At 54.5% G+C, this 25,990-nt stretch carries 20 protein-coding genes and 1 pseudogene; 11 read left to right on the top strand and 10 right to left on the bottom strand.

What is annotated here, in order from left to right; genetic code table 11:
* Window positions 1-454: 454 nt before the first annotated feature.
* The 8 genes and pseudogenes from ptsG to C8P63_RS08240 all read left to right on the top strand — a co-directional run.
* On the top strand, window positions 455-2,416 hold the full coding sequence (gene ptsG, locus C8P63_RS08275) for a glucose-specific PTS transporter subunit IIBC (protein ID WP_108023073.1): 1,962 nt from the start codon (window positions 455-457) through the stop codon (window positions 2,414-2,416).
* A 241-nt stretch (window positions 2,417-2,657) separates the two neighbouring features.
* Window positions 2,658-4,148: a helix-turn-helix domain-containing protein gene (locus tag C8P63_RS08270; RefSeq protein WP_108023071.1), complete on the top strand. Its 1,491-nt coding sequence runs from the start codon at window positions 2,658-2,660 to the stop codon at window positions 4,146-4,148.
* Between the two features lie 158 nt (window positions 4,149-4,306).
* Entirely contained in the window at window positions 4,307-5,974 is a 1,668-nt protein-coding gene (gene hutU, locus C8P63_RS08265) for a urocanate hydratase (protein ID WP_108023069.1), read from the top strand.
* A 470-nt stretch (window positions 5,975-6,444) separates the two neighbouring features.
* Window positions 6,445-7,713: an imidazolonepropionase gene (gene hutI, locus C8P63_RS08260; RefSeq protein WP_108023067.1), complete on the top strand. Its 1,269-nt coding sequence runs from the start codon at window positions 6,445-6,447 to the stop codon at window positions 7,711-7,713.
* Between the two features lie 32 nt (window positions 7,714-7,745).
* Entirely contained in the window at window positions 7,746-8,750 is a 1,005-nt protein-coding gene (locus C8P63_RS08255) for an agmatinase family protein (protein ID WP_108023065.1), read from the top strand.
* Between the two features lie 184 nt (window positions 8,751-8,934).
* Window positions 8,935-10,542, top strand: a complete 1,608-nt coding sequence (locus tag C8P63_RS08250) for a BCCT family transporter (protein ID WP_245920788.1) — start codon at window positions 8,935-8,937, stop codon at window positions 10,540-10,542.
* A gap of 16 nt (window positions 10,543-10,558) precedes the next feature.
* On the top strand, window positions 10,559-12,097 hold the full coding sequence (gene hutH, locus C8P63_RS08245; protein WP_108023063.1) for a histidine ammonia-lyase: 1,539 nt from the start codon (window positions 10,559-10,561) through the stop codon (window positions 12,095-12,097).
* Window positions 12,098-12,243: 146 nt separating this feature from the next.
* Window positions 12,244-12,558: pseudogene (locus tag C8P63_RS08240) on the top strand (YjiH family protein); the annotation flags it as partial.
* Between the two features lie 59 nt (window positions 12,559-12,617).
* On the opposite strand, the gene C8P63_RS08235 reads toward C8P63_RS08240, so the two are convergent.
* The 5 genes from C8P63_RS08235 to C8P63_RS19750 form a co-directional block, all read right to left on the bottom strand.
* On the bottom strand, window positions 12,618-12,842 hold the full coding sequence (locus C8P63_RS08235) for a DUF2553 family protein (protein ID WP_108023061.1): 225 nt from the start codon (window positions 12,840-12,842) through the stop codon (window positions 12,618-12,620).
* A gap of 192 nt (window positions 12,843-13,034) precedes the next feature.
* Window positions 13,035-13,394 carry a hypothetical protein gene (locus C8P63_RS08230; RefSeq protein ID WP_108023059.1) on the bottom strand — a complete coding sequence of 120 codons (360 nt, stop codon included), beginning with the start codon at window positions 13,392-13,394 and terminating at the stop codon, window positions 13,035-13,037.
* A gap of 188 nt (window positions 13,395-13,582) precedes the next feature.
* Window positions 13,583-14,026 carry a M67 family metallopeptidase gene (locus tag C8P63_RS08225; protein ID WP_245920787.1) on the bottom strand — a complete coding sequence of 148 codons (444 nt, stop codon included), beginning with the start codon at window positions 14,024-14,026 and terminating at the stop codon, window positions 13,583-13,585.
* Window positions 14,027-14,313: 287 nt separating this feature from the next.
* Window positions 14,314-16,236 (bottom strand): coiled-coil domain-containing protein, encoded by a 1,923-nt coding sequence (locus tag C8P63_RS08220; protein ID WP_108023055.1) that lies wholly within the window; start codon window positions 16,234-16,236, stop codon window positions 14,314-14,316.
* Between the two features lie 81 nt (window positions 16,237-16,317).
* Entirely contained in the window at window positions 16,318-16,446 is a 129-nt protein-coding gene (locus C8P63_RS19750; RefSeq protein ID WP_281258693.1) for a hypothetical protein, read from the bottom strand.
* Between the two features lie 493 nt (window positions 16,447-16,939).
* Between C8P63_RS19750 and C8P63_RS08215 the strand changes: the two genes are divergently transcribed.
* Together C8P63_RS08215 and C8P63_RS08210 are read left to right on the top strand one after the other, a co-directional pair.
* Complete coding sequence (locus tag C8P63_RS08215; RefSeq protein WP_108023053.1) at window positions 16,940-17,635, top strand: glycosyltransferase family 2 protein; 696 nt, start codon at window positions 16,940-16,942, stop codon at window positions 17,633-17,635.
* A gap of 25 nt (window positions 17,636-17,660) precedes the next feature.
* Window positions 17,661-18,833, top strand: coding sequence for a glycosyltransferase (locus C8P63_RS08210; protein WP_108023052.1), 1,173 nt, complete (start codon window positions 17,661-17,663; stop codon window positions 18,831-18,833).
* Window positions 18,834-18,878: 45 nt separating this feature from the next.
* On the opposite strand, the gene C8P63_RS08205 is transcribed toward C8P63_RS08210, so the two are convergent.
* The 5 genes from C8P63_RS08205 to C8P63_RS08185 form a co-directional block, all read right to left on the bottom strand.
* Entirely contained in the window at window positions 18,879-20,027 is a 1,149-nt protein-coding gene (locus C8P63_RS08205; protein ID WP_211308262.1) for an NAD-dependent epimerase/dehydratase family protein, read from the bottom strand.
* Window positions 20,028-20,124: 97 nt separating this feature from the next.
* Window positions 20,125-21,057, bottom strand: coding sequence for an NAD-dependent epimerase/dehydratase family protein (locus C8P63_RS08200; RefSeq protein ID WP_108023047.1), 933 nt, complete (start codon window positions 21,055-21,057; stop codon window positions 20,125-20,127).
* Window positions 21,058-21,184: 127 nt separating this feature from the next.
* Complete coding sequence (locus C8P63_RS08195; protein WP_108023045.1) at window positions 21,185-22,246, bottom strand: glycosyltransferase family 4 protein; 1,062 nt, start codon at window positions 22,244-22,246, stop codon at window positions 21,185-21,187.
* Between the two features lie 63 nt (window positions 22,247-22,309).
* Window positions 22,310-22,876, bottom strand: coding sequence for a hypothetical protein (locus tag C8P63_RS08190; RefSeq protein WP_108023043.1), 567 nt, complete (start codon window positions 22,874-22,876; stop codon window positions 22,310-22,312).
* A 472-nt stretch (window positions 22,877-23,348) separates the two neighbouring features.
* A complete protein-coding gene (locus C8P63_RS08185; RefSeq protein WP_108023041.1) occupies window positions 23,349-24,524 on the bottom strand; it encodes a BMQ_0737 family morphogenetic spore coat protein in 1,176 nt (391 codons plus the stop codon).
* Window positions 24,525-24,728: 204 nt separating this feature from the next.
* Here C8P63_RS08185 and C8P63_RS08180 point away from each other — a divergent pair, with 204 nt between their 5' ends.
* Window positions 24,729-25,985: a hypothetical protein gene (locus tag C8P63_RS08180; protein WP_108023039.1), complete on the top strand. Its 1,257-nt coding sequence runs from the start codon at window positions 24,729-24,731 to the stop codon at window positions 25,983-25,985.
* Window positions 25,986-25,990: the final 5 nt, after the last annotated feature.

The following is a 25,990-nucleotide window of genomic DNA, read 5'->3' as shown; positions in this document are numbered from 1 at the left end:
CGGTCTCGCTATGCACTCACAGAGCACAAGTCTCGCCTGGGTCGCTTCTCTCCCCGGTCTCGCTATGCACTCACAGAGCACAAGTCTCGCCTGGGATCGCTACGCTCCCCGGTCCCGCTATTCAGTCCTGCAGGGATATTTTGGGCAAACGCTTCCCCTTTTCTCGAAACGACCCTCCCAACGCTTTAAGGTCCCGAGAAACACCGGAAGTTTTTATTATAGCCACAACACCTCATCCCGAGGTGTTTTTTTGTAACCATTGACACAACCGGTTTCAACAATCATTGACGAAAAAAGCATACCCTCCACCCGAAACAGGAAGAATATACGAATACCTTCCTCCTTATTCCAATGTAACCCTTTACGAAACCCCTTACATCCTGGCACGGGTTTTGCTAAGATTAGAAAATGCAACGGAACCTAAATGCTTTCATCATCCATATGCACTGATCTGATGGGAGGTTTTCGTGTGTTCAAGAAAAGCTTCGGCGTGCTCCAGCGGGTGGGCCGTTCACTGATGCTGCCCGTGGCGCTGCTGCCCGCGGCGGGTTTGCTCCTGGGGCTGGGTCATGAAAACGTTTTGAACTACCCTCTGATGCAACAGGCGGGGCAGGTGATATTTGAAAACCTCGCGCTTCTGTTTGCCATCGGGGTGGCCATCGGACTGGCCGAGAGCGAAGGGACCGCCGGCATTGCGGCGGTCATCGGCTACCTGATCCTGAACACCACCATGGGGATCCTGGCCAAGGATGCCGGACTGGAAACGGTGAAGGTTCTGGGGATCGACACCCTCCAGATGGGGGTCTTCGGCGGGATCATCATGGGGATTGTGGCGGCGGCCCTGTACCGACGATTCCACGATATCGAACTTCCGCAATTCCTCGGATTTTTCGGGGGGCGCCGGTTCGTCCCGATCATCACCGCCGTTACGTCCTTTTTGATGGGGATCGCCTTCTTCTTCATCTGGCCCCCGATCCAGGAGGGAATTGACAAGTTTTCCATCATCGTGACGCAGCAGAACACCACCCTGGCCGCTTTCATCTTCGGGGTGATTGAACGCTCTCTGATTCCCTTCGGGCTGCACCACATCTTTTACTCCCCCTTCTGGTTTGAATTCGGTACGTACACCACGGAGGCGGGGAAAGTGGTCAAAGGGGATCTCAACCGCTTTTTTGCCGGAGACCCGACAGCCGGCACGTTCATGACCGGGAAGTTCCCCTTCATGATCTTCGGTTTGCCGGCGGCGGCTCTGGCCATATATCAGGAGGCCCGTCCCGAACGGAAGAAAGTGGTCGGCGGGATCATGCTTTCCGCGGCGCTCACCTCGTTTTTGACCGGGATCACCGAACCGATCGAGTTTTCCTTCCTGTTCGTGGCCCCGGTGCTCTACGGGATCCACTGCTTGTTCGCCGGTTTTTCCTTCGCCCTGATGGACATCCTGGGCGTTAAAGCGGGACAAACCTTCTCCGGCGGGGTGATCGATTACATCCTGTACTGGAACCTGTCCACCAACTCCTGGATGATCATCCCCGTCGGACTTGGATTCGCTGTTGTCTATTATCTCGGTTTCCGGTTTGCGATCCGGAAATGGAATCTGAAAACCCCCGGCCGGGAAGACGATGACGACGAAGCCGATGAAGCGGTGGACACCAAAGGCGGCGACCTGGCTTACGATGTCCTCGACGCCTTTGGCGGCGGGGACAACATCACCAGCTTGGACGCCTGCATCACCCGCCTCCGGGTTTCGGTGAAAGACGCCGGGCAGGTAGACCAGGACCGCCTGAAGAAACTGGGTGCTTCCGGTGTGCTGATGATGGGTAACAACGTACAGGCCATCTTCGGCACCCAGTCCGACAACCTGAAGGGGCAGATGCAAGACATCATCCGCGGCAAAAAACCCCGCAAAACGGAAAACCCGAAAGCCACCGGGGAAAAAGCCGTAAAAGCCACCGACGGGCGGGAGGAACTGGCCGCTCCGATGTCCGGGAAGATCCTTCCCATCACGGAGGTGCCCGACCAGGTCTTCTCCGGAAAAATGATGGGTGACGGATTCGCCATTGAACCGACGGACGGCACCGTGGTCTCCCCGGTGGACGGCAAGGTGGTCAATGTCTTCCCCACGAAACATGCCATCGGGCTGGAAAGCAAAAACGGCATGGAGGTTCTCGTCCACATCGGGATCGACACGGTCAAGCTGGAAGGCAAAGGCTTTGAACAGTTGGTGGAACAGGATGCCGAAGTGAAGAAAGGACAGGCTCTCCTCAAAGTGGACCTGGACTACATTCGGAAAAACGCTCCCTCCACCGTCACCCCGGTGGTCCTCACCAACCTGGCGGAAGGGGAAAAGGTGAAACTCCTCAAGGAAGGCAACGTCAAACACGGCGAAACGGGAATCCTCGCCGTCACCAACGAATAAGGACCGGAAAAGACCGGCTGCGATGCCGGTCTTTTTTGATATTTTTCGGGCCTCGGACCGACTGAATGATCATTCATGATTGATACTTTGGTTGTATTGTGCCGGACAGTTCCAGAGGGTAAAATAAAATCATCCGATACATCATAACTGCACCTTCCTTAGGGACGTCCGTCAGGGGCGTCCCGTTTTTTTTCGATATAATGAAAGAAACCCCCGACTGAATGGGAAGGAGGGAAAGCGAATGAAGCTCCTGGTGGCGGAACGGGATCCAAAGGAACGGACCGGACTGGAATGGCTGGTGCGCTCGTACCCCATCCCCTTCACGGAAGTGCAGACCGCGGGGGATTTCGGGACGTTGATGGAAACGTTGGTCCGACAGACTCCGTCGGTTTGTTGCGTGGAACTCGACATGATCCCCCGAAAACATTGGGATGCGTTCCGCCGACGGATCCGTGTCTACTCCCGCACCGTGATCGGCATCACGGCGGAGGCCACGTTTGAACGGGCCATGCAGGCCATCGAGCTGCACGCGGCCGACCTGTGGGTGAAGCCCGTTTCCCCGGACCGCATCAAACGATCCCTGAACACCGCTTACCGGGGAGTGGCGGAATCCTCCGGTCGGGAAAAACCCGCTTCCATCTCCCATGCTTCCCCCCTCTCTTATCGTTCCCTTTTTCTGGAGGAAGACCGGGGGACGGGAACCCTTCTTCTCCTTCAACCGGAATCACCGGACGCCATCCCCTCCCTGTACCGTTTTCTGGAGAATTATCCCTTTCAGGACCCGCCCTTCCTCTTTCCCTTGAGCGATGCCGTGGCCGCAGTCTTTTCCCGCCCCCGGCCGGAGGCGGACCATGATAGGTTTCCCCGGGAAGGTTACGCCCTGATCCGCGAATGGTTGAAACGGCACCGCCAGTCCCTCTTTATCGCAGTATGTCCTCCCGGCCGGGAACCCCCCACGCTCCGCGGGCAGTACCGGCTCGCCCGGCAGGCTTTGCCCCTGCGGTTCTACCTGGGGGATCAGCAGGTGTGGACGGTGGAAGAACCCGTCCGATGGACCGAGATCGATCCCTTTCTCACACCGGATGAGCAGCGGCTCTGGGTGGAGATGCTGGAGCAAAACGATCGGGACGGTATCAGGGCATGGGTCCAGGAGGAATTTTACGGCTTGAAGTCTCCCTATCCGGATCCGGGTCTTCTCAGAATCCGCCTGACCAGCCTGCTGGCCCAACTGCGGCGCTTCATGAAGAGCTGGTCCCTCTCTGACGACCCCGCCTTGGAGTCCGATTACCACCGCATCTTCTCGACGGTGCTGTACCATCCTCTCCTCTACCGGATCGTCCAGGAGATGCTGCTGTTTATCTATCGCATCCTGGAGGCGGTCGGGGAGCAATCGGCGCACCGTCACAACGACCCCGTGGAACGGGGGATCCGTTACATGGAACGGGAGTTTCACCGGCCGGAATTGGGACTGGAGGATGTGGCCAGGGAAGCGGGACGAAACCCCTCTTATTTCAGTTATCTCCTCTCCCAAAAGAGACAGATTTCCTTCCGTGACCTCCTCCGCTCCATCCGCATCCGGCACGCCCGCCGCCTGTTGGAGACCACCCCCCTCTCCATACAGGAAATCGCCGCTCGATGCGGCTATCCCCGGACCAACACCTTCAGCCGGGCTTTCAAAAAAGAGACCGGTCACTCTCCACGGGAACACCGGAATCAAAAGAAAAGAGAATAATCCAAAGAAAAGGGAAGTCCTTTTTGAAAGCGCTCCCTTTTTTCATGAGTTTCCCAAAACCATTCTCCATTTTCAAATGGGAAGATTCTGCAAAAAGACCCCTTTCCTCTTCTATACTCAAAGGGAAGAGAAGATCATGAAAGGGAAGGTGACGGGTGATGAAAAACCGTCAGGCGGAACCCCGGACCCTGCGGGCTCCCCGGGGCACACAACGGCAGACCAAGGGGTGGATCCAGGAAGCGGCGCTCCGGATGTTGATGAACAACCTCGACCCGGAGGTTGCCGAACGGCCCGAAGATCTGGTCGTCTACGGGGGGATCGGCAGGGCGGCCCGGAACTGGGACGCTTTTGACGCCATTCTCCGGACGCTGAAGAACCTGGAAGGGGACGAAACGATGTTGGTGCAGTCGGGTAAGCCCGTGGCTGTCTTCAAAACTCATCACGACGCCCCCCGGGTTCTGATCGCCAACTCCAACCTGGTTCCCGCCTGGGCGAACTGGGACCACTTTCACGAACTGGACCGTAAAGGCTTGATGATGTTCGGCCAAATGACGGCGGGAAGCTGGATCTACATCGGCAGCCAGGGAATTGTCCAGGGAACCTATGAAACCTTTGCCGAGTGCGCCCGCCGGCACTTCGGCGGTTCCCTGAAAGGGACGCTGACCGTAACCGCAGGCCTCGGAGGCATGGGCGGGGCCCAGCCGCTGGCGGTCACCCTGAACGGCGGGGTGGTCATCGCCCTGGAAGTGGACCGCACCCGCATCCGGCGGCGCCTGGAGACCCGTTACCTGGACCGGATGGCGGAAAGTCTCGAGGAAGCGGTCAAATCAGCACGGGAAGCCGTGAAAAAAGGAGAACCTCTGTCCATCGGTCTCCTCGGCAACGCGTCGGAACTTCTGCCGGAGATGGTGAAGCAAAACATCATCCCGGACATCGTCACGGACCAGACCTCCGCCCATGATCCCCTCAACGGCTACCTTCCCCGGGGGATCTCCCTGGAGCAGGCGGAGAGAATGCGGAAGGATGACCCGAAACGACTGGTTTCCCTGGCGAAAGAGAGCATGGCCGTCCATGTAAGCGCCATGCTGGAGATGCAAAAACGGGGAGCCGTCGCCTTCGACTACGGAAACAACATCCGGCAGGCGGCCAAAGACGAAGGGGTGGAAAACGCCTTTGACTTCCCGGGCTTCGTACCTGCCTACATCCGTCCCCAGTTCTGCGAAGGAAAAGGTCCCTTCCGCTGGGTGGCCCTCTCCGGCGATCCCGAAGACATCTACAAAACGGATGAAGTGATTCTTCGGGAATTCAGCGAAAACCAACACCTGTGCAACTGGATCCGGATGGCGCAAAAGAAGATCGCCTTCCAGGGCCTTCCCTCCCGGATCTGTTGGCTCGGATACGGCGAACGGGCGCGCTTCGGCAAAATCATCAACGACATGGTGGCCAAAGGGGAGTTGAAAGCCCCCATCGTCATCGGCCGGGACCACCTGGACTCCGGTTCCGTCGCCTCTCCCAACCGGGAGACGGAAGGAATGAAGGACGGAAGCGACGCGGTCGCCGACTGGCCGATCCTGAACGCCCTGATCAACGCCGTCGGCGGCGCCAGCTGGGTCTCCGTTCACCACGGCGGCGGCGTGGGGATGGGTTACTCCATCCACGCCGGAATGGTGATTGTCGCCGACGGAACCGAGGCGGCGGAAAAACGCCTGGAGCGGGTGCTCACCACCGACCCGGGAATGGGGATCGCCCGACATGCCGATGCGGGATACGAACAAGCGATCCGGACCGTCAAAGAAACAGGCGTCCACATCCCGATGCTGGACTGAGTTAAAAGTCTCATATAAAAGTAAAACAGATGACGGACGGGCGTCGTGTATGGTCCATAGCGAGACCGGGAGCGCAGCGACCCGGCGAGACTTGTGCTCTGTGAGTACATAGCGAGACCGGGAGCGCAGCGACCCGGCGAGACTTGTGCTCTGTGAGTACATAGCGAGACCGGGAGCGCAGCGACCCAGGCGAGACTTGTGCTCTGTGAGTACATAGCGAGACCGGGAGCGCAGCGACCCAGGCGAGACTTGTGCTCTGTGAGTACATAGCGAGACCGGGAGCGCAGCGACCCAGGCGAGACTTGTGCTCTGTGAGTACATAGCGAGACCGGGAGCGCAGCGACCCAGGCGAGACTTGTGCTCTGTGAGTACATAGCGAGACCGGGAGCGCAGCGACCCGGCGAGACTTGTGCTCTGTGAGTACAACCGGAGTGTGATATGGCCTGACAAAAACCAAAAGGAGGATGAGGATGAGCGGAAAACCCCTGTACATCCGGAATGCGTCACAGCTGGTGACGCTGAAGGGAAGCTCCGATGCCCCCTTAACCGGAAAGGCGATGGAGGAACTCCATCTGATCGAAGGCGGGAGCGTGTGGGTGGAAGGCGGAGTGATCCAGTCCGTGGGGACCGACAAGAAAATCCGTGAACGGTATGGTTCCCGGTTGGCGGAGGCGGAAGAGATCGACGCCACCGGACGCCTGGTCACCCCCGGATTGGTGGATCCCCACACCCACCTCGTCTTCGCCGGCAGCCGGGAGAATGAATTTGAGATGCGGCTCAAAGGGGCCTCCTACATGGAGATCATGAACACCGGCGGCGGCATTCACGCCACCACCTCCGCCACCCGGGAGGCCGAAGCGGAGCGGATTTACAAGGAAAGCCGGCGGCGCCTGGACCAGTTCCTCCGCCACGGGGTCACCACCGTGGAAGCGAAAAGCGGATACGGCCTCTCCTTGGAGCACGAGCTGAAGCAGCTGGAAGTGGCCGTGGAGTTGAACCGGAAACACCCGGTCGATGTGGTTTCCACCTTCATGGGTGCCCATGCGGTCCCCGTCGCTTACAGAGGGCGGCCCGATGAGTTCGTGGATGAAGTCGTCCGGGAGATGATTCCGGAAGTGGCGCGGCGGGGAGTCGCCGAATTCAACGACGTCTTCTGCGAGCGGGGGGTCTTCACCCCGAAACAATCCCGCCGCATCCTGGAAGCCGGGAAAGAATACGGACTCGCTCCCAAAATCCACGCCGACGAGATTGAGCCCTACGGGGGAGCGGAGTTGGCCGCCGAGATCGGAGCCGTCTCCGCTGATCATCTGCTGAAAGCGTCAAGCGAAGGGATCCGGGCGATGGCGGAAAAGGGCGTGGTCGCCGTCCTTCTCCCGGGAACCGCCTTCTTCCTGATGGCGGAGATGGCGGACGGCCGGAAAATGGTGGACGCCGGAGTCCCCGTCGCGCTCTCCACCGATTGCAATCCCGGCTCCTCCCCCACCGTATCCCTGCCCCTGATCATGAATCTGGGGTGCCTCAAAATGGGAATGACACCCGCCGAGGTCCTGACCGCCGCCACCATCAACGCGGCCCACGCCATTCGGCGCGGACACGAAATCGGGAGCATCGAAGAAGGGAAAAAAGCGGACCTGGTGATCTTCGACGTTGCCAATTACATGGGACTGCAATATTTCTACGGCTCCAACCACACAGAAGTCGTGGTGAAAAACGGAAAAGTGGTCCACCGGCGGGGCTGACCCGTCCGTTTCCCGGGAAAGGAGGAGATCCGATGGAAAACCGATACCCTTACCCCTTGCTCAACCCGCCCGCATTCCGCTGGCACCGGCCGGACCCCCTGCCGCCAGACCCTCAGGTGCATCAGTGGATCGAGCCCCTGGATGAAAACCGGGTAAAAAACTTGGACTGGTCGGAGGTGGATGTCACCCTGCTCGGGGTTCCCCTCTCCCGCTCTTCCATCAGCGCTTCGGGTGCCAGCGAAAATCCCGACGCCCTCCGGCGCGCGTGGAAAGGGTTCGCCACCTACAACCTGGAGGAAGAAGTGGATCTGACCTCCCTCAAGGTGGTCGATTTGGGAGACGTCCGGCAACATGTGACCGACATCCCCACCTGCCACCGGAACATCACCGAAGCGATGGAAGCCATGCGGAAACATCACCCCCAAACCCTTCCGCTGACGATGGGAGGGGATCACTCCATCACGGCGATGCTGGTCAAGGGATGGAAAAAAGCGCATCCGGAAGAGCAGATCGGCCTTCTGCAGCTGGACACCCACTTCGACCTCAGAAGCTTGGAGGATTTCGGGCCCGCCAACGGAACCCCGATCCGAAATTTGATCGAAAGCGGCACCATCCGCGGGGAAGATGTGTGTAACATTGGCCCGCACGGCTTTTTCAACGCCCGTACCCTCAAGGAATACGCCATTGAGACCGGTGTCCGGTACATCACCCTGAAGGAAGCCCGCAAAGAGGGAGTGGATCACGCCGTCCGCGAGGCACTGGAGGTTTTGTCCGACCGGGTCGATACCCTTTATCTCACCGTGGACATGGATGTACTGGATATCGGCTTCGCCCCCGGCGCTCCCGCCGCCACCCCCGGCGGAATGCGCACCGACGAGCTTTTTGAAGCGGTCCGGATTGCCGGCACCCATTCCCGGGTGAAGGCGATGGATCTCGTCTGCCTCGATCCCCTCCGGGATGTCCGGGAAGCGACGGTGAAAGCCGGAGTTCATGTGATGCTGTCTTTCCTGACGGGATTGGTTCAAAGGAAAAGCTGACGGGGGAACCCTTCCCCCTTTTTCATCCACAACGGAGGAGATTTCAGCATGAATCAACCGAAACCGAGACCGCAAACGGAAAGGGAAACCCGATTTCCCTTAAAAGAAGTCGCAAAATTGGTTCTCTTAGGCCGATCTGGATCTTTAAAGAAGATTACTTTTCGTTTTAAGGGAGGAAATATCATTGAATGAAAAAAAGATACGCTGGAGCGTTTTTGCTCCCATCGCATTGTTAATGGCGGGAACCGTTCTCATCGGAATTTTGAATCCCAATGGCTTTTACAATCTGCAAACCGGGATCGTGGATTATGCTTTTGCCAACTTCGGCTGGCTGTTTAATTGGACTGCGCTTTCACTAATCTTTATATGTTTATACTTGGCATTCTCAAAGTACGGAAAAATAAAATTTGGTGGTGTCAATGCGAAACCAACCATCAACAAATGGGAGTGGTTTGCCATCTCCCTGACAGCGGGAATCGGCACGGGAATTTTGTTCTGGGGGACGGCTGAACCCATCACTCATTTCAGTGTTCCACCTGAAGAGCTTGGGATTAAACCCGGCACGGAAGAAGCAGCGGTGTTTTCCATTGCGGCCGTCTTACAACAGTGGACTTTAGCCCCTTATGCGATTTATGTGATTTGCGGAATTGCAGTTGCCTATGCACACTACAACATCCAATTACCCTACAGTATTAGTTCAACCCTTTACCCAGTTCTCGGGAAGAGATCTTTTGGTTTGGCCGGAACCGTGGTGGACGGACTCTGTATGTTTTCCATCATCGGTGCATCAGCGGCAGTCCTCGGTGAAGGGGTGTTGCAAATCGGGAGCGGAATTGGTCACCTCACAAACCTGAATACGGGGCCGATATTATGGGCCTTACTGGTGGTTGCCATAACAGTTACGTACATTCTCTCCAGTTACACGGGATTACAAAAAGGAATTCGGATACTTGCTGACTATAATACCAAGCTGTTCTTCTTTCTCATGGTCTTTGTCTTTATCTTTGGTCCCACAGTCTTTATTTTGAACCTTGGAACTCAAGCCACGGGGAGTTTTTTAAGCAGCATACCGGAACGTTTTTTATGGATGAGTCCAATGGATGGTTCGGAATGGCCAAAGAGTTGGCCCATCTTTGAGTGGTCTTTATGGATGGCTTATGCACCGATGATTGGCATGTTTCTGGCCAGGTTGGCTTATGGTCGTACCTTGCGTGAATTCGTAACCATGAATTTATTGTTGCCGGCCGGATTCGGAGCGATTTGGTTTTGGAGTTTTGGCGGATCTGCCATTTACTATGATTGGAAAGGCGGAGGGAAACTATGGGATCTGATTAATAGCGAAGGGGGATTGGAACTTTCTCTGTTCGCTTTCTTGGAGCATTTCCCGTTGCCCTCCCTCATCAGCTGGTTGCTGCTTATTGCTGTTTATATCTCTTTCACAACGCTGGCGGACTCCCTTACCACCACGGTTTCTTCGTTAACCACCACGAGCAACACGATTCTTGATCCGGAACCGCCCGCCAAGGTAAAAGTATTCTGGGGAGCGGTAATGGGACTGATGGCTCTGTTAACGATTACTGCGGGAACCGGCGGAGAAATCACCGGAATTGATGCGGTAAAACAGATGGCAACCGTATCAGGATTTCCAATCCTTTTCTTCATGATTTTACTTATATTCTCAACGATCAAAGGCCTGATGAAACAGAAAATGTTCGATCGGGCCAACTTTCCGGAAACTACGAAGGTGGATATGGAACCGGAACCCACTGACAGAATCTCAGGTCATTACTGACCAAAGGAAGATCAATATGGTTCAAAATAAAAACCAAGTAATCATCGGAGAACAAGAGTTCAGTATCGAAGAATTGGTTTCAGTCGCCCGATTTTATTATCCACTGAAACTGTCAAAAAATACAAAAAATAGAATTGAACACACAAGAGGGGTTGTGGAACGATTTTCCGCAGAGAATCGAAGGATTTACGGAATCACCACAGGTGTGGGAGAAAACTCCAGGATTCCAATCCCTGCCCGTGATTCAGTGAAACTTCAAAAGAATTTAATCATGAGTCATGCTTGCGGGCTGGGCGAACCACTGGAGGAAGAGTTTGTCCGAGCCATCATGGTCTTGATGATCCAAAATTTTTCCCAGGGTTGTTCCGGTATCCGACTGGAAACCGTGGAAACTTTGGTTCGATTATTAAACGAAAAGATCACCCCGGTGGTTCCAAGAGAAGGCTCGTTGGGTTACTTGAGTCATCAAGCACATATCAGTCTCGTAATGATTGGTTTGGGAGAAGCTTTTTACAAGGATCAGCGAATGAGCGGAAGAAAAGCTTTGAAGGAAGCTGGAATCGAACCCATTACTTTGCGGGAAAAGGAAGGTCTTTCGCTTCTGAATGGGACGGTTGACATGACTGCTCTCGGTACCATGGCCCTTTTCGATTCGTTCAACATCCTTAAAGCAGCGGATATTATATCCATGATGAGCTTTGAAGCGTTGAAAGGCACCCCTTTTGCATTTGATCCGAGGATCAGTAAAGTCAAACCTCATCCAGGTCAGCAAAAGACGATCATAAATCTCAAGAAGATTCTCTTCAATAGTGAAATAGCGGAACGGTATAAAAATCATAGAACGCAGGACGCTTTAAGTATTCGATCGATACCACAGGTTCATGGAGCCTGTAAAGATGCTGTTCACTATGTCAAACAAGTGATCGAGAGAGAAATGAATTCCGCGACGGATAATCCCCTGGTATTTGATGATGAAGAAGGCGGAACTTGTATCTCTTCTGCCAATTGCCATGGAGAAGCGGTTTCGTTAGCCATGGACTTTCTCTCCATCTCCATTGCTGAACTTGCCAATATCGCTGAAAGACGAATCTTTCGGTTGGTATCTCCGCAGTACAGTGAGCTTCCTCCTTTCCTGATTCAAGGAGGGGGAGTGAATTCAGGATACATGATCCCTCAATATGTTGCGGCTGCATTAGTCTCCGATAACAAGGTTTATTCCCATCCCGCCTCGGTAGACTCCATTATGACAAGCGGTGGACAGGAAGATCATGTCAGTATGGGTACTTCGGCTGCTCTGAAGGCACTGAAAGTGGTACGTAATGCAGAAAAAATCATCGGGATCGAACTAATGTGCAGCAGTCAGGCTCTGGAAAATTTCCGACCATTACACCCCGGGAAAGGTACAAAAGCAGCCTATGATATATTCAGGGAATTCGTCCCCCGTTTAGACAGTGACAGAGTCTTGTACCCCGACATGAATGTAGCAGAAAATTTGATCCATACCGGGAAATTAGTAAAGCGAACAGAAGAAATTATCGGTCCCCTTCAAATCTAAAGAAAATATTCTGATATTTACCCCAACTCCAACTTAAAGGAATCCTGAAGTAATTGCGGAAACCAGACCTCACCGCCACCCCCGGCGGAATGCGCACCGACGAGCTTTTTGAAGCGGTCCGGATTGCCGGCACCCATTCCCGGGTGAACTGGGTCGGAAGCCTCTTCGTTCCCTTCACCTGGGCGCTGCAACTGCCGGAACCGATGTTGGCTGCCAAAGCCTCCGCCGTGGAAATCGCCGAAATGTTCCTGCCGGCGTTGCTGGCGGCAAATGCGCCCCTGGTGACCAAGTTTGTCATCGGAATCGTCTCCGTTTCCTCCATCCTCTTTTTCTCCGCCTCCATTCCCTGCATCCTGTCCACGGAAATCCCGATTTCCGTGGGAGAACTCATCATCATCTGGGTGGAGCGGACCCTTCTGAGTCTCTTGATCGCCACACCGCTGGTGTATCTGTTGCTGTGATACCCTGAAAAGGAAACAACCCGCCACCCTGTCCTTCAGAGTGGCGGGTTGTTCGGTTGTCAGCACCATCCCATGTCGCAGTTGTGCGCATAATGGGTGTCCAGCGGCTTGCGGGGTCTTCCGGTGACGGAATAGATGTCCTGGTTCCTCAGCTGGAACCCGGATTTTAAATCCATCTTCGTCAGATCCACCCGAGCTTCTCCAATGACATCGTCTTCGTAGTAGAAGACGATCTTGTCTTTTTTAAGACGTCCGATCACTTTGGAGGTGATGTTGTCGCTCATCGATCGAACCCCCCCTTATTTTCTGACTATTCTAACCCCTGTCGGGTACCTGAGTCAACCCCATTTCCGGATGGATTCATTTTTCCCTTTGATTCCATAAAAAACACCTCGTCTTTAAGATCAAATGATCGCCGAGCGGCGGTGCCCCCCATGCCGCTTAAAAGTCAGGTAACATTGGTCTCATCGGCTCGTTCATGGTTGAGAACCCCCCGTGTCAACGAGGTTTAGCTTTTCGGTCTCTTCCATATATCGATTGTTCGGTTCTCCCAAAACCCCGCTCAGGGCCTTCAAACTGGCTGTTGCATCCTGTTCCGCGATCAACCCGCCTTCTTTCTCCCGGGGCCAGAACAGGCTCAGGGGCGATCGGGGCGGCTTTGTTTCGGCTTGCTTCAGGGCTTCGTGGAGATCCACCATGATGTGGAAGTCCACCGGAGCATCCCGGTCAAAGGAAGCCGCGTACTTCCCGATCACTTCCGCCTCGATTTGGTCCCTCGAGGTCAACCCGTTGATGATTCGCATGGCCTGGTCCAATGTGATTCCATAGTTCGGCATCCCTTTTCCTCCTTTCAGTCAGGTTCCTCTCATGATTATCATTTGAAAACGCTCACTCAGACATACCCGGATCCGTTAGCAACCTGTCCGATGTGTATATACGATGTGGAAAAGGAAAGGTAAAGTTTAAAAAAGCACCCCTTCGCACCGGTCCCCGACGGTCGATGCAATCCGGGATGCCAAACGTCTTAACCAGATAGGATGTTCAATGATAACGGAATCACCTGGCTCTTTCCCAGTATTCGATAACACCCCACTGAAGGGGTGGTTTGGGCCAGGGAAACGATGAGATAGACGGCTTCGGGATAAGTCGCGTTGGCGATATCCGTGGATGAAGGGCGGGGAGGGCCAGTTGGATGGGAATGGTAAATCCCTGTCAATCTCCCCCCCGACTTTTCCATCTTCTTGAACGTTTGTCGCAGTTGGACTTCGTCCATCGCAAATGAAGTCGGACTGCACAAAATATTCTTCATTTCCCACAGTGTGTCCGTCTGCCCGTTTTTACCCGAAAGCAGTCCGCATGCTTCATAAGGACGCTGGCCGAGACAATGCTTGATCATGGCCTTGTAGGTGCTTTCCCGGATGCGGAAAACCATGGCATTAAATGGAAGACTACTTTTTTCTCCTCCCACAGCCGCAACCTTTCCGACGCTGTGGGTAACGGGATTGCCTCGGTTGGGCGTTGCGGAGTACCGGACGAATGATTTCAGAGGTGCCACTGGGTTTGATAACGGTATAGGGGCGAAGCGGGATCTTTTCTTGGGGATCCATCGAATCTTTCCCTTCTGGTTTGATAACTTATAGATGATATAATATGTCCACTTGAATGGATGGTGTGCATTGACAGAAAAGATGGACTTTCATCCAAGAGCCCGCAACTGCAATCAAAGACGTGGATCTCTTCCCGGACCCAAACGTATCACTCATTTCTCCTTTGATACTTGAAAGGATCAAAGGTGATGCCGGCTTCTTCGTCTGGATTGCCCGATCCAAATCCGAACGGGTGCCGATTGTGGAGAGGCCGGCTATGCGGATCTGCACCCGGCTTTCCTGTCTGCCCCGTTGTCTCCTTCGGATCGGGTGCCTCCCGTGACGGTTCCGCCTTTGGAGTGGCACTCTCTCTCCACTGTTTTAGTTCGACCGTCAGATGTTCCAATTTCTTGGACATTCCGTCTCTCTCTTCCTTCAGCCGCTTATTTTCCTTCTCTATTTCTTTCACGCGTTGGTTGTGTTTCGACTCTTCTTGCTTGTACCAGGCGATGATTTCATTTTTTTGTTCAATCAACTTCCACTTTGATGATCCTGTCATCGGCAATTTGGAAGCGAGTTGCTGATTCAGATCTTCGATTTCGCTCCGATCGCTCTCTTCCCGTCTGCGCAATTCTTTCAGCTGCCGTTTTTGTTTCTCCAGTTCTTCTCTGATGGACTGTTCCGCCTCGACTTTTGCTTTCAGTTCCCCTTCATATTTCCGGATTTTCGCGTCCAGTTCCCGGATCATGCCTTCTTCCGTCTCTTTCAGCTTTTCCGCGTGTTCCCGCTCCTTCTCTGCCAACGCCTTCCGTTGGGCGGTCACTTCCCCGCGCAGCCGCCTCTCTTCTTCCTTCGCCCGGCGGAGCTCTTCTTCCCGGGTTTGGATGGCTTCCTCTTTTTCGGTCACGCTTTGCTTCAGCAAGGCTTCCTGCTCCCGGGACCCCTTCAGCTCCTCCTCCAGGTTGGCCGCCTTTTCCCTCCATTCTTCGTACAACCGGTCCTTCTCCGCCAAGGCTTCCTGCAATGACCGCTCTTTCTCCCGGACCTCCCGAACCGCCTGCTCCTGTTGTTCCAGGGCTTGCCGGAGTGATTCTTCCCGGGATTGGGCTTCCCGCAACCGCTGCCCCGCCTCTTCCTCCTTCGCTTTCAGCTTTTCCTCATGTTCCCGCTCCTGCTCCGCCAATGCCTCCTGGTGGGCGGTCACTTCCCCCCGCAGCCGCCTCTCTTCTTCCTTCGCCCGGCGGAGCTCTTCTTTCCGCTGTTTCAGTTGATCCGTCACTTTCCGGTGTTCCGCTTCCAACGTTTTCAGTGATTTCATCTCTTCTTCCTTGAGTGCCAGTTTGCGCTCCGCCTCCGATACCCGTTCGCGAAGGGCCTTCCTTTCCGATCGGGCCGCCTCTTCACGGGATGCCAGCTCTTTCAGGCTTTGCTCTTTCTCCGCGATCTGCCGGTTCCACTTTCTCTCCCGTTCCTGCCATTCCTGTTCCCGCCGCTTCCCTGTTTCCCGCTGTCGGAGTTCCTTCTGTTGTGCGGTCTGTTCCAGTTCCCGAAGTCGTTGGTGAAGTCCCTTGATCGTTTTCTCCTTCTCTTCCAGCCACGCATCTTGTTCGTCCTGTTTTTGCAGCTGATGTTCCAACTCCTGTTCTTTCCGGTCCAATGAGCTTTGCAATTCCGCCATTTCCTTTTTCAGTTTTTGCACGGTACGAGTGGTCTTCTCCAGGGCTTTCTTGCTTTCCCTGAGCTCGGGCAACACCCCGGATTGGCCTTCCTCTCGTTCTACCATCGAATCTTTCTTCCACTTTTCCTGCATCTGTCGAAGTTCCCGGTTTTTCTCCTTCAATCTTCGTCTGTACTCTTTCTCCTTTGATTGAAAATATCGATAATACTCGTTCCACTTGCCCAGCAACTTTTGCAACTCTTTTTCCCTGGCCACCTTTTGTTTCAATTCCCGGTCCTTTTCCTCCACCGCACGACGATACTTCTTTTCTTTGTTTTGCAGATATTTGACGATTCGGTTTAAATGGAGAACCCGATCCCGTTCACTTCTCACCGGGGAATTGGAGAAACGGGGACCTTTTGGTTGATCTGCCACATCGAAACCTCCTCATGCATCCCCTTCCAACGGAAAAAGGGAACGTGTTTGCTAACCATGTCTACGCCGTTGACTGACCAACTAGAAGACCTCCTCCTTCTTTTCGTCTCCACCCTTCCATCCGTGAATCGTGATCCCCCGCCAACGGATCCGGCGAAAAAGACCCGACCAGGATTCATCATTTTCAAAAGCCGAGTTTGTCAACCGCATCACACCACAAAAACCCCCCAGGCAAGGGGGGGTCAGCATGAGATCAACCATCCGGAAAAAACCGGTTTTTGTACGTACTACCGGGATATCTTTGGTTCTGGAAAAATCAGCCTCCGCAGCATCCTCTCCTGCGACGCGTTGCTTGTTGCGAGTTTGTCGGAACGTTCCGGACCGGTTGCGACAGTCGGGGTTGTCGGTTGTTGCCCGGGGTCAGCCTCCGGGTGGGGACGGATCGTTGAACATTTCTTCTGCCTGTGCCCATCCTATACCACCGGTATTGTTCATAACGAGGATCCAATGAGATCACCCTTTCCGCAGTTGATTCAGCTCTTCGTGAAAGTCGATAGGTCCCTTCATCCTATGCACCTTTGAGTGAACCCGTTTATCCGACGGTTCAATATCCGCAGACATCCGAGATTCCCTTTAAAATCCGCATTTGACAGATTTCCAGATTGCATAAAAGCCGAATAGGATAGCACAGGAGGTGCAAAGGATGACCTTTCCCATGATCCCCAACCGGGTCAGCATCGTGGTTCCCTGTTACAACCGCGAAAAATACCTGAATCAGTGCCTCAGCAGCCTGATCAACCAAACCTACTCCAATATTGAAATCATAATAGTCGATGACAACTCCACCGATCAAAGCGTGCCGAAAATACAAAGCTGGATTCGCTCCTTGCCGACCCGGCAACAACAGAATATTGTATTTCTTTCTCTTCCCCGGAATACTGGAAACGCCGGTGCATACACCACCGGAATGTTCCTGGCACGGGGAGAATTTATCGCTCTGCAGGACTCCGATGACTACTCTCACCCCCGGCGCATAGAGAAACAGGTAGAGTTCTTGAGAAAACATCCCAAGGTGGGTCTGGCGGGAACACAATACGCCTGGTTCCGGGAAGAGAACGGAAAACGGTTTCCCGCTCCGAACTGGCTACGCTACGGTGAAGAGATCAAAAAAAGCTATCAAAAGGGAAAGCATTGCGTCTGTGTCGCCACTTCGATGTTCCGAAGAAGTCTGTTCGACCATCATGGCGGATTTCACCGAGGGATTAATCGGATCGAGGATTACAAATTTATGATCAAGTTTTTCAAGAACGGAGCAACCATCGAGAACATCCCCGAAATTCTGTACTATTACCGCGCCCACCCCGATCAGCGCTCCAGAAAAAACCGCAAAAGACAGTAATCTTTCTGTCAGGGGGAAGCCATCCATGAACCGATCATCTGTACGGGTACTGATGTTACTCAACCATTTTCATGTGGGGGGGACGGAGACATACACTTTATCCCTGACCCGGGAGTTGCTTCGACAGGGAACGAAAGTGGTGATCGCCGGACAGGAAGGACAAATGGCCCCGCGGTTCCGTCACCTGGGTTGCCCCGTCTATATTTTGTCGGACGTCCGCATGGCACCTCTGTGGAACCCGTGGCAGAAGACTTGGCAATACAATCCCAGGGAATCCAGACAACTTCGGAACATCATCCTACGTGAGAATATCGACTTGATCCACGCCCATGAAGTCTCCATTGCGCTTTCCGTCAAGGAAATCGTCCATGAAAAAAGGATTCCACTGGTTTTCACCGTCCACGGACAATATTACAATGCATCCGATATTAAAAGAATCGCCCGGACTGCATCCGCCGTGATTTCCGTCAGCCCGCCCATACAGGACTGGTTGAAAAACAATGGAATGGAGTCGCGTCTCATTCCCAACGGAATTGATACGCGGGAGTTTCACTTTGATGCCGAAAGCAGCGAGACTCGCCTGCACCATCAAATCCCGCCGGACGCCGTCGTCGTCCTGTACGCCGCAAGACTCACCTGGAAAAAAGGACAAATCGCCAAACAGTTCGTGGAAGCATGCGGGAGACTGAAGAAAGAGTCTTTTCCCCATCTGCATGCCGTGATCGTGGGCGACGGTTCCCAAACCAGCGAAATCAAAAAAGAAATACGTAAGATACAGTATCCGCAAAGTCCCTTCATACACTTACTGGGTTCCAGGGAAGATATGCCCCGGCTGTACTCCATGAGTGATGGCGTGGTGGGGACAGGCCGGGTCGCATTGGAAGCGATGGCTTGCCGTCGACCGGTCATTGCCGCCGGATGCGAGGGACTCCTCGGCTTGGTGACGCCGGAAAGTCACGAAGAAGCGTGGAACGGGTATTTCGGGGATCACAGGGCGGAAGAACCCTGCACCGTCCAGGGTTTGCTGCGGGAAATGGAGAAACTGTTGCTGATCACAAGGATGAAGGAGCGGGAGCGTTTGACGGAACAGGGATACATCTTCATTTGTGATCGTTTCCACAACCCTGGTGTGGCAGACCGGATCCGGAAGCTGTACCTTCAATTGGTCAATGCCCACGTACAAAAACACACCCCGTAACGTAAAAGTAAGAGGTGTGCTTTTGTACGCGAGGGGGGGTGTCACTCATTTTCCCATGAAACGATCTCGGTACTGTTGAAACACGCGGCGTACCGGGTGGAGTCTCCGCATCATTTCATCAATCCCCTCTTCCAGGGTTTGTGAAGAGCGCGAAAGCAGATCCTCAAGAAACTTCCGGTTTTCCATCTGCATGGCATGGGTTTCGTTTTCTTTGCGAGGGTTGGGAAGATGTTCAATCCGAATATCCATCCCCAACTTTTTCCCCGAGGATCGTATGCTATACGCGATATCTCTGGGACTGACCAGTACCGTCATCTGATTGTACACCCGGAACTCCCCGTGCAGGGGAAGATCGACGGCATTCGCCAGCGATTGGACCGCGTCTTCAAGGGAGATCATCGGCTTTTTTTGTTCCCCTTTACCGTAAACGGTAATGGGAGATCCGGCCAGGGCCTGGGCACAAAATCGGTTCGCCACCACCCCGAAGTAGTAATCAAAATCGAACCGGGTCTGAAGGCGGGGATCCAGGCGGGTTTCGGTTGTGTCGGTACCGAAGACGATCGCCGTCCGCATGTCCGTCACGGTCAGCCCCCACAGCCTGGAAGACAGGTACAGGTTGTTCACATCGTTGGCTTTGCTCATATGATACCAGGAGCCCGCCATTCCCGGGTAAGGGACGGTATCCCGACCGGTGTCGGTCTTCACCGTCAAATACCCCTCTGGTATCTTGAACTCCGGCGCCCCGTACACCCCGGTTGTCGTCGTTTCGATGAAATGCGTATGGGATAAATCCAATTCTTTTAACGCCCATAGGAGATTGCGGCACATGCGGTTATTATTTTCCTGTGTGTAATCGGCCGATTGCCCGTTTATGTGGGAGTAGGGAGCCGATGGCTGAGCGGCCAGGTGCAGGATGATCCGCGGACGAAATATGGAGAGGATCCGATCGACTGCTCTTCGGTCCGTCAAATCAGCCTGAATGTAGGATAAGTTGGTCATTCCGCACTCCGTCGCCGCCTGGATTCGTTCTTCCATCGGTCGGATTCCGATCGCACTGACACTCCCGATTTCCTTCACCCATTTTCTTCGACCCATATGGTCCACACCGACGATCCGCTCCTCCGGATATTTCTTTCCGAGCCGGAGCATCAAAGGCCAGCCCATATATCCGTCCGCCCCTGTTACCAGAATCATCACTTGACCTCCTGTTATCAATTGATAATTGCTATAGTTCCATACGTTATATGATTAAAAGCCTGATAGGGGCACGGAAGCCGTCCAAAAACGAAGCCTAAGTTGAATAGTTCTCTTTCTCTTCCGCCGAGAAGTACTCTCTGATCGCATCCCGAACGGTGAGCAGCGGACGGCTGCCCAGCAGCCGGATCAACCGGCGGGGCTCGCAGTCCAGGGACTCCGTTTCCCGTTCATGGCCGACCACGGTTTGATGTCGGTGGATAATCGGAACTTGATGCCCCAGCCGCTGACGGCACTCTTCATTGACCCAGTCCGCGATTTGCCGGATGGATACCGATCCGTGTCCGGCTCCGTTGATCACACCGGACACCTTTTCCATGGCGGCCCGGTAATAAGCCTCCAACAGATCCCGGATATGGACAAAATTTCGGACCTGGTTACCGGAACCGTGAATAACAATGGGTTCCCTCCGCACAGCGGAACCGCAAAACGTTTCCACCACCGTGGATTTCGGCTGCTCACCCGATCCGCAGACATTGGATTGACGGAAAATCACCGTGTCCAGATGACCCTTTTGTTGCTCCGAGAGCAACAGTTCTTCGCACCAGACCTTCATCTGACCGTAAAAATTGAAGGGCTCCACCGGTAATTCCTCATGTATGTTGCCGCCCCCCGCACCGTAAACCGTAAACGAAGAAGGGAAAATGAATTTGGAGACGCCGGCTTTCTTTCCTTCATCAATCAGGTATTTAAGAGAAAGCACATTGGTCAACAGCGCTTCCTTTCTGTGCAGCTGGCATCGGGATACATCACTGATCGCCGCCAGATGGATTACGACGGAAACCCCTTCCACCATCTCCCGCACATCTTCCACTTCGGTGACATCTTTCCGGAGCACTTCAACTCCTTTGATGCTCCGGATTCCACCGACACTGAAATCATCCACCGCGCGGACCGGCACCCCCCTGCTCACAAAAAACCCGGTCAGTGAAGAGCCGATATAACCTGTTGCACCTGTGATCAATATCATGAGCGGACCTCCTTTCCCGTCTTCTGTTAAACTCGCATTTATAACCTTTTTATGTAGAATTCATTGAAATGTTTGGACTCCGTGGGGAAATGGCCGCAAACATAAAAAAGACGCCCTTCAGCGCCTGTCAATCCGCCGCCGCGGAAACGGCTTCGCGGTACAGATTCAACGTTTTCCCGACCATTTTCCTCACGTCAAAATGCTGCTCGGCGATCTCCCGGGCTTCTGTCCGCAACCGGTGCAACCGGCCCCGGTCCCGGTTCAGACATTCCAGTTCCTTCGCGATGGTCTCAGGATCCGCTTCCGGCCATCGGTATTCCGGAAAGGCATCGAGAGAAATCGCGCCTTTCCCAAACCATTCCTTTGTAACCAGCCCGCCGTGATTGGCGGCCAATAATATGCCCGCATTGCCGCAAGCCATGGCCTCCCGCAGGGAGCGGCCGTGCCCCGCCGCCACCTGGGACCATTGAAGCCAGGGGATCGGATTGGGCCGCCAGCCCACCACCTCCATATTGCGGAACGTCACCCCGGCGGCTTCCCCCAACACCTTGGCCTCCAGGTCCATCCCTTTCTTTGTCAGCAACGGAATCGCCTGATCCAACGCTTTGGCACCGGCCGTCATCCTTCCCGCCGTCCGACCGAACCAGAGAAGACGCAAGGGTCCATCCGAGCCCGAATCGGCCCCCGGGGGCTGAAACCGCTCCGTATCCACGCCGTTGGCAATGATCCTGACTTTTCCGGGAGAGACGGCTTCCAGGGAGCGGGCTTGTGCGGGACCCACCGCAATGATGCGGACGGCATGGTTTAACGCCCCAACATAGGGCCGTATCTGTTTCAGAACACCGTGAACGGTGAGAACCAACGGGATCCGTCGCATCTGACTCACACGGCAGGCGGAGGAAAACGTTAAAAAAGACTGGGCATGAATCAGACCAATGTTCCAATGTTTCACCAGGGAATCCAGTTCCGCGGTGGTTTCATAAAATTGACAAGGGATCTGAGTCACCGCGGTCATGACAGAGGCCGTCAACTGGGGGTCACGCAATTTCGCCGTTTCCATAAACGGTTTTTCTGTTTTCATGACAGCGAGATGGACATCGTATCCGTGCGGCTTCAGTTGTTGCACCAGGTCCCATACATGGGTCAGCATCCCGTTTTGTTCCAGGATGCAAGTGAGCAAGAGGCGCATCCCCACACTACCCTTTCCATCCGGTTTCCGTCACCGGGGACCTCCCGGCGCCATTCCCCTGCTTCAGCCGAAGGGGTTGATGGTGGTCATCGTGCTGCTGCGATACCTTCGGAGGTACTGTTGGCCCTGGGAGGTCGGCTGTGTGCGGCTGCCCGTGTGGCCGCTTCGATATCCTCCACTGGAGCCGCGTGAGACCGGAGAGGATCCGCTGCTCCGGTACTGCCCTTGGAAACCGACGGAGGATCGCCCCGTTCCGGCTTGCTGAACATAGCCCGGCTGCGGATGGGGATGTTGCCCCGGTTGCTGTTGCGGCTGATAGTTCGCAAGCAGCTCATGGAACGGAACCGGCCTCCGCGAACCCGTTGACGGCTCCCCCCACCGGGGTTTTTGCCGGGGGTGTCTCTGCACCTCCACCTTTTTTTCCATTTGCTTCTCTTTCGTTTGATACTCCTCAAGGGTTCGGTGTAACTCTTCCAGCTCCTTTTTGTAATCCGTTTCCTGTTCCCGGTACCGATCCAGCCGCTCATTTATCTGTCGGAGTTCGTCTTTGCAGTCATTCATTGTTTTTTTATACCATTCAATAATTTCGTCCTTCTGTTCCAGCATCTTTTTGTTGGTTTTCCAAAACATCTCTTACAACCCCCTTATTCCATGGTTTATGGTATCGATATTCCGTCCGCTCTCCCGCAGTTCTACCCGGGCACCGGTTTGGGCAGTGGGAAAAGCCCAATTCACACTCAGATCTCGATGGTGTCAATTTGGTGTTTGTACCCGTGTCAATCTACCGTCTCCAACTTCTTTATTTTCAAAATGCAACCCGATCAAAACCCACGGTTTTCCCAGTCTATCAGCCTGACCGTTTTTCCGGAGATAGAATACGATAATGCAAGAAAGATCTAGGGAATGAATGCGTCACCATTCTCAGCAACATGACAGACAGCGATGCCACGATTACCTTCTCAATCTGGACGGATGGCCACTCATCATAAAAAAAGCAGGAGAACATCGATTCCCCTTTATATCCCTTCTGTGCCGGGTTACCCGCAGGCCTGAGTGCACAAAAAAAACAGGAGAAGATCGTTTCTTCTCCTGAGTATCAGGCCTAGGGCAGCGGCGTGGGGAAATTGGCGCAGTCGCGGATGGTGAGATCTTCACAGGGGATATCGATGGCTACAGGTGTTGCAATCGTAAATCCGGGACCGGTAAATGCAAGAGCGAAGGTGCAGGTGGCGTTTGAAACCAATACCAGCGTATAGGATCCGTTGATGGTGTTGCCGCTGGAGTCGGTGACGGTCCCGGTTCCCGTCAGTGTCAGCGAATTGACTGCGTTCGTGACACAAATTTCATTATCGAAGCTCGTGGCACGGAACGTGAAGCTTTCATTGACCGGCGTCGGAGTGTCGTCGGTGAAGGTGACCTCGATTCTGGTTTCCTCAGGCATACACTGATTACAGATGATGGCGTCGGCGGTCAGTGTCCCCGTGGCCGCCACTCCATTAACCGTTAATGCTGCCCCTTCAACCGTCGTATCCAATTCAGCCTGACAGTCGCAGTTGACCTGCGGGAACAACTCCGGACACTGCGGCGGGAGCTCGATCGTCGGGCATTCGAAGACCGGCGGCGGGACCGGGATCGGCTGGCGCGGCTTGCAGAACTTGGCCAGCACTTCCAGCTTCACTTCCGCTTCCACCTGGATGTCTTTGCATACGATGAGATCCAGTTCCACCGCCCCGTCGAAGACCTGCACCACATTGCACTGGATCGCGGTGATCCGGCAGTTGATGTTGGTTTCATCCAAGGGTTCGGGCAGACACAGCACCACTTCTCCCGGCACGCTGATCGGCACGTCAAAGTTGCAGAGCTGTGTTCCGTCGGCGAAGATGGTGACATTGACCACAAAGTTGAACTGCATCCGGACGATGGCCACCGGCACCTGCTGTCCGTTGACCGGGATCGTCGTCCGCTGGATGCTGACCACCCGGCAGGTCGGCTGACCTGGCTGGGGCGGTTCAGGGGCGCAGGTCAGGGGGAAGAGCGGCGGCACATCCGGGGCCGAGCATTCGGCGGTGACGACCTGACCGCCGGCGATTGCCTCCTCCACCAGCTCCCGACATCCCGGCGGGCTGTCCGTCCCGTCGGGGAGGGGGACGGTTTTGGTGACCCGGTTGACATCCTGGACCCAGTCATACACTTTCGGAACGCAGATGCATTCCGGTTGAACGTCGTTGGGAATCAATGGCGGCTCTTGGGCGCCGCGTATGGGTCGTAATCTTTTCATTCATTACCCTCCTATGCGTGTTAAGTCATCGCACCCTATATATACGAAGGTCTTGGTTCCTCCGCGTTAGACATCCGCCCAAATCGGGCCAATATGTGTGGGAGCCTCCTATCCCGGGGTGATCCCGTCGACACCGGGCACATGGGGCTGCCTGCGGACATAGGATACCGATAGTCATGGATACCAAAGGATGGAGGGTTTGGATTGAATGTGTCCATTTACAGGGAAGGGGAAAAGATCGGGAGCCTCCCCTACACTTCGCTTCCCGCCTTCCGACTGTTATGTGAGCAGACCGGATACCGGACCGACTGGAAACCGGGTCAAACGACGTTTCATCTCATAAAAGAATTGCAGGGCAGAGAGATCCTCATTCTCCATAAACAACCCAACCAGGAAGCCCGAACGCTTATGGAAAAGATCCGGTTGTTTTTGATGGATTGGGGTGCCGACGTGAAGATCCTGGAGGACCCCGTTCCCCGAAAGGGGAAGGAATTGATGATTGAATGCACCGTCGATGTTCCGGACTCCGTCGATTCCCCGTTTTTGATTGATTCCGGCCCCGGCGCCAAGAGCCGGAGATTGGCAAAAGCGGTCCGGCGGGAACTGAAAGAAAACGGGATCCCCTCCCGCATCCGGGAACAGTCCCTTTCCCACCGCTCTCCCGATCTTCACTTGCACGGATTTTTTCCTTCCTCCGACGACGAAGGAAAGCATCGGGATCAACTGGAAAAAACCGCATTCAGCCTGGTGACGGCGATTCTCCGGTTCTTCCGGAATAAACGACCCTTGGCGAGCTTATCCTGTCTCCCCTTCGATCCATTCTCCTCCCTGATCCCCGGCTTTGAGGGGGTTCCGGTAAAGACCGGGGACGACGATCAAGACAAAAAAACACCCCAGTCCGGAGTGACCAACTCAAAGGAAACCGAACCCGTGGAAGCGGTCCAACCTTCATCCACGGAGCCGGCCCGGGTCGATACCCATCCGGCGAAAAAGGAGCTCCTTGCCGAAGTTTTTTTTGATTACACCCTGATCTCCACCGGGGAAGCGGAGCGTCCCTTTGTCGTTCTCGGGAATCTCTATATCAAAAACACGGGAACGGAAACCCTCCACAACCCGATGATCTGCCTGCACCCCACCCCCCGGGACAGCGTGCGGCTGGGAGGCCAGATTCTGCCTCCCAACCTGGTGGAAACGCTTGGAGTGCAAGGTTCGGAAGGCCCCAAAGGATGGCGGTACCTGGAGGAGGACTGGTTTCGGAAAGCCCGGGAACGCGGGGAGTACTGGATCTGTCCCATTCATGCCCTGGGAATCGCCCCGGGAACATCGGAAACCTTCGAACGGTTCCAGCTCTCCGTCAGTAAGCAGGAACAAGGACAGACCGTCTCCATAGAGGGAGTCGTTTATTTTCAACAGCAGGACCTGAAGTTGCCGTCCAATAATCGCATCTCGATCTCTTTCTGAAGGAG

It is taken from the genome of Melghirimyces profundicolus (assembly GCF_003054245.1).
Taxonomy (GTDB): domain Bacteria; phylum Bacillota; class Bacilli; order Thermoactinomycetales; family DSM-45169; genus Melghirimyces; species Melghirimyces profundicolus.
Note: the sequence above shows the minus strand (reverse complement) of the source record. Positions and strands in the feature narration are given on the sequence as shown.

What these genes read in the sequence shown, in the direction of transcription:
- ptsG (WP_108023073.1), top strand. Translation starts at nt 455, where the DNA reads ATGGGAGGTTTTCGTGTGTTCAAGAAAAGCTTCGGCGTGCTCCAGCGG.
- C8P63_RS08270 (WP_108023071.1), top strand. Translation starts at nt 2,658, where the DNA reads ATGAAGCTCCTGGTGGCGGAACGGGATCCAAAGGAACGGACCGGACTG.
- hutU (WP_108023069.1), top strand. Translation starts at nt 4,307, where the DNA reads ATGAAAAACCGTCAGGCGGAACCCCGGACCCTGCGGGCTCCCCGGGGC.
- hutI (WP_108023067.1), top strand. Translation starts at nt 6,445, where the DNA reads ATGAGCGGAAAACCCCTGTACATCCGGAATGCGTCACAGCTGGTGACG.
- C8P63_RS08255 (WP_108023065.1), top strand. Translation starts at nt 7,746, where the DNA reads ATGGAAAACCGATACCCTTACCCCTTGCTCAACCCGCCCGCATTCCGC.
- hutH (WP_108023063.1), top strand. Translation starts at nt 10,559, where the DNA reads ATGGTTCAAAATAAAAACCAAGTAATCATCGGAGAACAAGAGTTCAGT.
- C8P63_RS08235 (WP_108023061.1), bottom strand. Translation starts at nt 12,842, where the DNA reads ATGAGCGACAACATCACCTCCAAAGTGATCGGACGTCTTAAAAAAGAC.
- C8P63_RS08230 (WP_108023059.1), bottom strand. Translation starts at nt 13,394, where the DNA reads ATGCCGAACTATGGAATCACATTGGACCAGGCCATGCGAATCATCAAC.
- C8P63_RS19750 (WP_281258693.1), bottom strand. Translation starts at nt 16,446, where the DNA reads ATGCGGTTGACAAACTCGGCTTTTGAAAATGATGAATCCTGGTCGGGT.
- C8P63_RS08215 (WP_108023053.1), top strand. Translation starts at nt 16,940, where the DNA reads ATGACCTTTCCCATGATCCCCAACCGGGTCAGCATCGTGGTTCCCTGT.
- C8P63_RS08210 (WP_108023052.1), top strand. Translation starts at nt 17,661, where the DNA reads ATGAACCGATCATCTGTACGGGTACTGATGTTACTCAACCATTTTCAT.
- C8P63_RS08205 (WP_211308262.1), bottom strand. Translation starts at nt 20,027, where the DNA reads ATGATTCTGGTAACAGGGGCGGACGGATATATGGGCTGGCCTTTGATG.
- C8P63_RS08200 (WP_108023047.1), bottom strand. Translation starts at nt 21,057, where the DNA reads ATGATATTGATCACAGGTGCAACAGGTTATATCGGCTCTTCACTGACC.
- C8P63_RS08195 (WP_108023045.1), bottom strand. Translation starts at nt 22,246, where the DNA reads ATGCGCCTCTTGCTCACTTGCATCCTGGAACAAAACGGGATGCTGACC.
- C8P63_RS08190 (WP_108023043.1), bottom strand. Translation starts at nt 22,876, where the DNA reads ATGTTTTGGAAAACCAACAAAAAGATGCTGGAACAGAAGGACGAAATT.
- C8P63_RS08185 (WP_108023041.1), bottom strand. Translation starts at nt 24,524, where the DNA reads ATGAAAAGATTACGACCCATACGCGGCGCCCAAGAGCCGCCATTGATT.